The following is a 5413-nucleotide window of genomic DNA, read 5'->3' as shown; positions in this document are numbered from 1 at the left end:
CCGCCCCGCACCGGCCGACCCGCACCGCCCGAACCGCCCGCGCCCCTGCCCGAACGACCACTGCGGGTTGCCCGAGCGCCCTCGGTCGTTTTTACGCGCAACCCCAACGTTCCCGCTGGTCAGCGCCACGACTTTCCGCCGGTCCGCCGCCTCCCGCAGCCGCGCCGCCAACCGGCTCTTCCGCTACCCGCCGGTACCGCGTAAGAATCTGAGGTTCCCCCGCCGCCCGCATTCCGGAACAAATCCGACCCACCCCCGCCGCCGATGATCGAAAAAAGGCTGCGGAAAACCCCGGAGCGCGGCGTGAGGAATTCAGGACGCGCCCGACACTCCTGTCACGCTGCGTGCGTGACCGAGCGCATCCGAGTGATCCGGCTGGGCTGTGCTGGAGGTGTGGCGGAGCTCCGATGTTCGTGCCGTGTGGGGAGGTGTGCGCGGAGCCGCCGAGCGGCCCGTCACCCACAGCATCGGCGTTCAGCCCAACGGCCTTGATAGTCCGTTCGGGTGGTCATCAGCCGGGTCACTCGTCGCCCAGGGTGTCTTCCGAGGGCTGAACGGACCAGCTCGGCGCGTTCTCCCCGTGTCATCCGGGTGAGTGGTGGACCATGTCCTGCGTCGAGCCGGGTAACGGGCTGTCCCCGGAACCGCTCGCGCCGCCCCGGTGAACGGAGGGAGAGCGCTCGGTGAAGCTCAAGAAGGTGCTGTCGCTGGCGGGTGTCGCGCTGGTGCTGTTCTTCCTCATCACCCAGCCCGACCAGTCCGCCGAGACCGTGAAGGGGGTGCTGGCCTGGCTCCGGGAGAGCGCCGAGTCGATCATCACCTTCATCCGCGCCCTGTTCGAGTGACGCCCGACCGTCTCGGTCACTTCACGTGATCGAGTTGGCCCGACGCTCCGCCTAGCGGGTGAAATGAGGGCTATAACACCCTGGTAACAGGGTTTTTGGCAAACAAGGGTCTAGCGGTTGTCGGAACCCCCGAATACGGTGCGCTGCATTGGCTGATCTTCGACCGACGAGGAGGCGGAATGGTCGAGGACTCCGGAGTGGACGAGCTGCTGCGTCAGTGGGCGGCTGAGCGCTCCGACGACGCCGAGCTGCGCGAGGTGAACCGGATCAAGGACGCGTGGCTCGCCGAAGCCCCGCAGTCCGTGCCGGCGATCCCCGTCCAGCGGGCGACCGGCGGGTACCGAGGGGGCTCGGTCAAGGTCGAGTCCGCGGACCCCGCGTACGTGGCGGCGATGAGGAAGCGGGCGCCCGAGGCGCCCGAGGTCCTCCTCGCGGCGGCGGCCAGCTACTGGCAGCTGGTCGGCGACCTCGCCGAGGCCGAGCTGTGGTGGGACGCGGGCATCAGCCCGATGGACCAGCGCGCGCTCGACTACCGGGCGGCGGGCCTGAGCCCGGCCGACCTGGGGCGCAGGCTCGGGCCCATGACCGTGCTCCAGCACCTCCGCCGGGGCAGCGCCGCGGCCTGGTGCGTGGCGCGGCTGCAGAGGCAGCGCCGGGACGGCGTCGCCTGACCCCCGTCCGGGACCGGGCTCCTGCGCGGGAGCCCACCCCACGACCGAGCGCGCGTCGCGACGCGGCGCGCCCCGAGCGGTCGCGAGAGGCCGTCCCCGCACGGCCTCGCACCGACCACCCCGGAACCCCGACCGGCTCCGGCAGCACGACGAGCCCGGAACACCCGAGGACCGATCCGGCCGAGGACCGGCCGAGGTGACCCGAGCGCGGTGACGACCGGTGCGCCCGAGCGGCGCACGGGCGGCCACTTCGGCAGGGCAGCACCCCGCCCTCGCCGGAGCCTGCGGCCGACCCCGCCCGACACCACCAGGCCGACGCGCGCGACCAGGCGACCCCGACCAGCGGCACCCCTGCCCGGCCGGACGCCACGCGCCGACCCCGTGCCCACGCGGCGTCCCGCCGCCCGACCCGCTTGCGCCGACGTCCCACCGCCACCCCGAACCGGCGGCCCCGTCGACCCCTGCGCGGTCCCCAGGCCCCACGGCGGGCGCCCGCGCCCGATCCGCAGGCCGCTCCGAACCCCGAGCCGCTCCGAACCCGACCCGAGCCCGCGCCCGGCCCAAGCCCGAGTCGCCGCGCGCCCTGATCCCGGCAGCGATCCGCCCGGAACCCGCGCCCCGGCCGCACCCGCCGCGCCTCGCGCACCCACGCCTGATCCCGCCCCCGGCGACCGATCTCACACCCCAGGCCCCCGCCCGCCCCGCGCCCCCGCGCGGTTAACCTGGACGCGTGGCAGGCCCCAGGATCACCTCCCAGCGCGTGACCATCGCCGCCGTCTGCCTGCTCTCCCTCCTGGCCTGCTGCGGCCTGGCGTGGTGGCAGTGGGAGCGGTTCTCCTCGGCCAACGGCACCTTCCAGAACCTCGGCTACGTCCTCCAGTGGCCCCTCTTCGGCTTGTTCCCGGCGTTCATGGTGTGGCGCGTCCGCCGCCTCGACGCCGCCAACAAGGCCGCCGACGCGGCCCTCGCCGCAGAGAGCGGACGAACCGGGCAGACCGTCGCGACCCCGGTCGACCTCACCCCCGCGCCCGCCCCCCGGCCGATCACCCCAGCCCCGGAGCCGGGAGCGCGGACGTCGGTGGTTACGGTTGACCCCGTCAAGACCCCCGCGCACGACGGCTACGACGAAGACGACGAGGACGAGGAGATGGCGGCCTACAACCGCTACCTCGCCGAGTTGCACGCGCGGGACACCAGGTGATCGAACGCGGTGAGGGTGGGGCGATGAGTGGCGCGCTGAGCAGGTTCCGGCTGATGGCTTACGTGGTCGGTGTCGGGTTGCTCGGCCTGGTCGTCGCCATGCTGTTCAAGTACCTGGGCGACAGCGAGACGCTGATGCGGATCGTCGGCCCGGTGCACGGCTTCCTCTACGCCATCTACCTGGTGCTGACCGTCGACCTCGCCCTCAAGGCCCGCTGGACGATCAAGAGCACCGTGCTGGTCCTGCTCGCGGGCACCATCCCGTTCGTGTCGTTCTACGCCGAGCGCAAGGTCGTCGAGAGCGTCCGCGCGGGCCGCGCCCTCTGAGCGCCGCGCCCGACCCGCCGAACCCGCTGCCCGCGAACCGGGGAGCGGGTTCGTGCGATCCTTCCCCCGGCGGGCCGAACCGGAACCGGTCGGTCCGCCCCTCCGCGCCCGCCGCTCGACCGCGCGCGGGACGACACCGCCAACCGGCCCGCCGACCGGCCCGGCCGACCAGGTCCGCCACCAGGGAGGAACCCGCAGCATGGAACCCCGCCGCACCCCGCTGCACGCCGAGCACGAGGCCCTCGGCGCGCACTTCACCGACTTCGCGGGCTGGCGGATGCCGCTGCGCTACGACAGCGAGCTCGCCGAGCACCACGCCGTGCGCTCCTCGGCGGGCCTGTTCGACCTGACCCACATGGGCGAGATCGTCCTGACCGGCCCCGAGGCGGGCGCCGCGCTCGACCACGCCCTGGTCGGCCACTGCTCCGCGATCGGCGTCGGCCGCGCCCGCTACACCATGATCTGCGCCGAGAGCGGCGGCGTCGTGGACGACCTGATCGTCTACCGGCTCGCCGAGCAGGAGTACCTGGTCGTCGCGAACGCCTCCAACGCGACCACCGTCGCCGCCGAGCTCGTCGAGCGCGCCAAGGGCTTCGACACCCAGGTCGCCGACCGCTCCGAGGACCACGCCCTGATCGCCGTGCAGGGCCCGGCGTCGACGGCCATCCTCGAAGGCCTGACCAGCACGGACCTGGCGGCCGTCAAGTACTACGCCTCCTACCCGGCCGAGGTCGCGGGCAAGCCCGTCCTGCTGGCCCGCACCGGGTACACCGGCGAGGACGGCTTCGAGCTGTTCACCGCCCCCGCCGACGCCGCCCACGTCTGGCGGGCGCTGCTGGAGGCCGGTCAGCCGCACGGCCTCAAGCCCGCGGGCCTCGGCTGCCGCGACACGCTCCGCCTGGAGGCGGGGATGCCGCTGTACGGCAACGAGCTGGGCCTGGACCGCACCCCGTTCGAGGCGAACCTCGGCCGCGTCGTGAAGCTCGACAAGCCGGGCGACTTCGTCGGCCGCGCCGCGCTCGCCGCCGCCGCCGAGGCGGGCGCCGACAGCACCCTCGTCGGTCTCAAGACCGCGTCGCGCCGGGCGCCCCGCCACGGCTACCCCGTGCTCGACGCCGACGGCGCCGAGATCGGTGTGGTCACCAGCGGCGCCCTGTCGCCCACCCTCGGCCACTCGGTGGCGATGGCCTACGTGACCAGGGCCAACGCCGAGCCCGGCACCGCGCTGACCGTGGACGTCCGTGGCCGCCGCGAGCCCGTGGAGGTCGTCGCCCTGCCCTTCTACAAGCGAAAGTGACAAAGGGGAGCCCAACCATGTCCGCGCACTTCAACACCCCCTTGGCCGAGTTCGACCCGGAGGTGGCGCAGGCCGTCGCCGCCGAACTGGCCCGCCAGCAGAACACGCTGGAGATGATCGCCTCCGAGAACTTCACGCCGGTCTCGGTGCTCCAGGCCCAGGGCTCGGTGCTGACCAACAAGTACGCCGAGGGCTACCCCGGCCGCCGCTACTACGGCGGCTGCGAGCACGTCGACGACGTCGAGCGGCTGGCGATCTCGCGGGTGAAGGAGCTGTTCGGCGCGGGCTTCGCGAACGTGCAGCCGCACTCGGGCGCGCAGGCCAACGCGGCGGCGATGTTCGCGCTGCTCCAGCCCGGCGACACCATCCTGGGCCTGGACCTGGCGCACGGCGGGCACCTCACGCACGGGATGCGGATCAACTTCTCCGGCAAGCTCTACAACGTGGTGCCCTACCACGTGTCGGACAGCGACGGCCTGGTCGACCTGGCCGAGGTCGAGGCGCTGGCCAAGGAGCACCGGCCGAAGCTGATCGTGGCGGGCTGGTCGGCGTACCCGCGCCAGCTCGACTTCGCGCGGTTCCGCCGGATCGCCGACGAGGTCGGCGCGTTCCTGATGGTGGACATGGCGCACTTCGCGGGCCTGGTCGCGGCGGGCCTGCACCCCAGCCCGGTGCCGCACGCGCACGTGGTCACCACCACGACGCACAAGACCCTGGGCGGCCCGCGCGGCGGCGTGATCCTGACCAACGACGCCGACCTCGCCAAGAAGATCAACTCGGCGGTGTTCCCCGGCCAGCAGGGCGGCCCGCTGGAGCACGTGATCGCGGGCAAGGCCGTGGCGTTCAAGCACGCCGCGTCCCCCGAGTTCACCGACCGCCAGCGCCGCACCCTGGAGGGCGCGCGCACCCTCGCGGAGCGTCTCAACCAGGCCGACATGGCCGAGGTCGAGCGCCTGGCCACCGAGCACCGGCCGAAGCTGATCGTGGCCGGCTGGTCCGCGTACCCGCGCCAGCTGGACTTCGCCGAGTTCCGCCGGATCGCCGACTCGGTCGACGCCTACCTGATGGTCGAC

The 5413-nt window shown here is 73.2% G+C and carries 6 protein-coding genes; all 6 read left to right on the top strand.

All coding sequences use genetic code 11. The features are described from left to right. Positions 1-683: 683 nt before the first annotated feature. Positions 684-845: a hypothetical protein gene (locus ACTUAL_RS22270; protein WP_177154426.1), complete on the top strand. Its 162-nt coding sequence runs from the start codon at positions 684-686 to the stop codon at positions 843-845. A 179-nt stretch (positions 846-1024) separates the two neighbouring features. Further along, positions 1025-1516: a transcriptional regulator gene (locus tag ACTUAL_RS22265; protein WP_096496375.1), complete on the top strand. Its 492-nt coding sequence runs from the start codon at positions 1025-1027 to the stop codon at positions 1514-1516. A 730-nt stretch (positions 1517-2246) separates the two neighbouring features. After that, complete coding sequence (locus ACTUAL_RS22260; protein WP_440901604.1) at positions 2247-2717, top strand: transcriptional regulator; 471 nt, start codon at positions 2247-2249, stop codon at positions 2715-2717. A gap of 23 nt (positions 2718-2740) precedes the next feature. Further along, on the top strand, positions 2741-3043 hold the full coding sequence (locus tag ACTUAL_RS22255) for a DUF3817 domain-containing protein (protein ID WP_015804361.1): 303 nt from the start codon (positions 2741-2743) through the stop codon (positions 3041-3043). A 199-nt stretch (positions 3044-3242) separates the two neighbouring features. Next, positions 3243-4340 (top strand): glycine cleavage system aminomethyltransferase GcvT, encoded by a 1098-nt coding sequence (gene gcvT / locus ACTUAL_RS22250; protein ID WP_096496373.1) that lies wholly within the window; start codon positions 3243-3245, stop codon positions 4338-4340. 17 nt (positions 4341-4357) lie between these two features. Next, positions 4358-5413: serine hydroxymethyltransferase (gene glyA, locus ACTUAL_RS22245; protein ID WP_440901603.1), on the top strand; the 1056-nt coding region annotated here is incomplete at its 3' end.

Source organism: Actinosynnema sp. (assembly GCF_052038725.1).
Note: the sequence above shows the minus strand (reverse complement) of the source record. Positions and strands in the feature narration are given on the sequence as shown.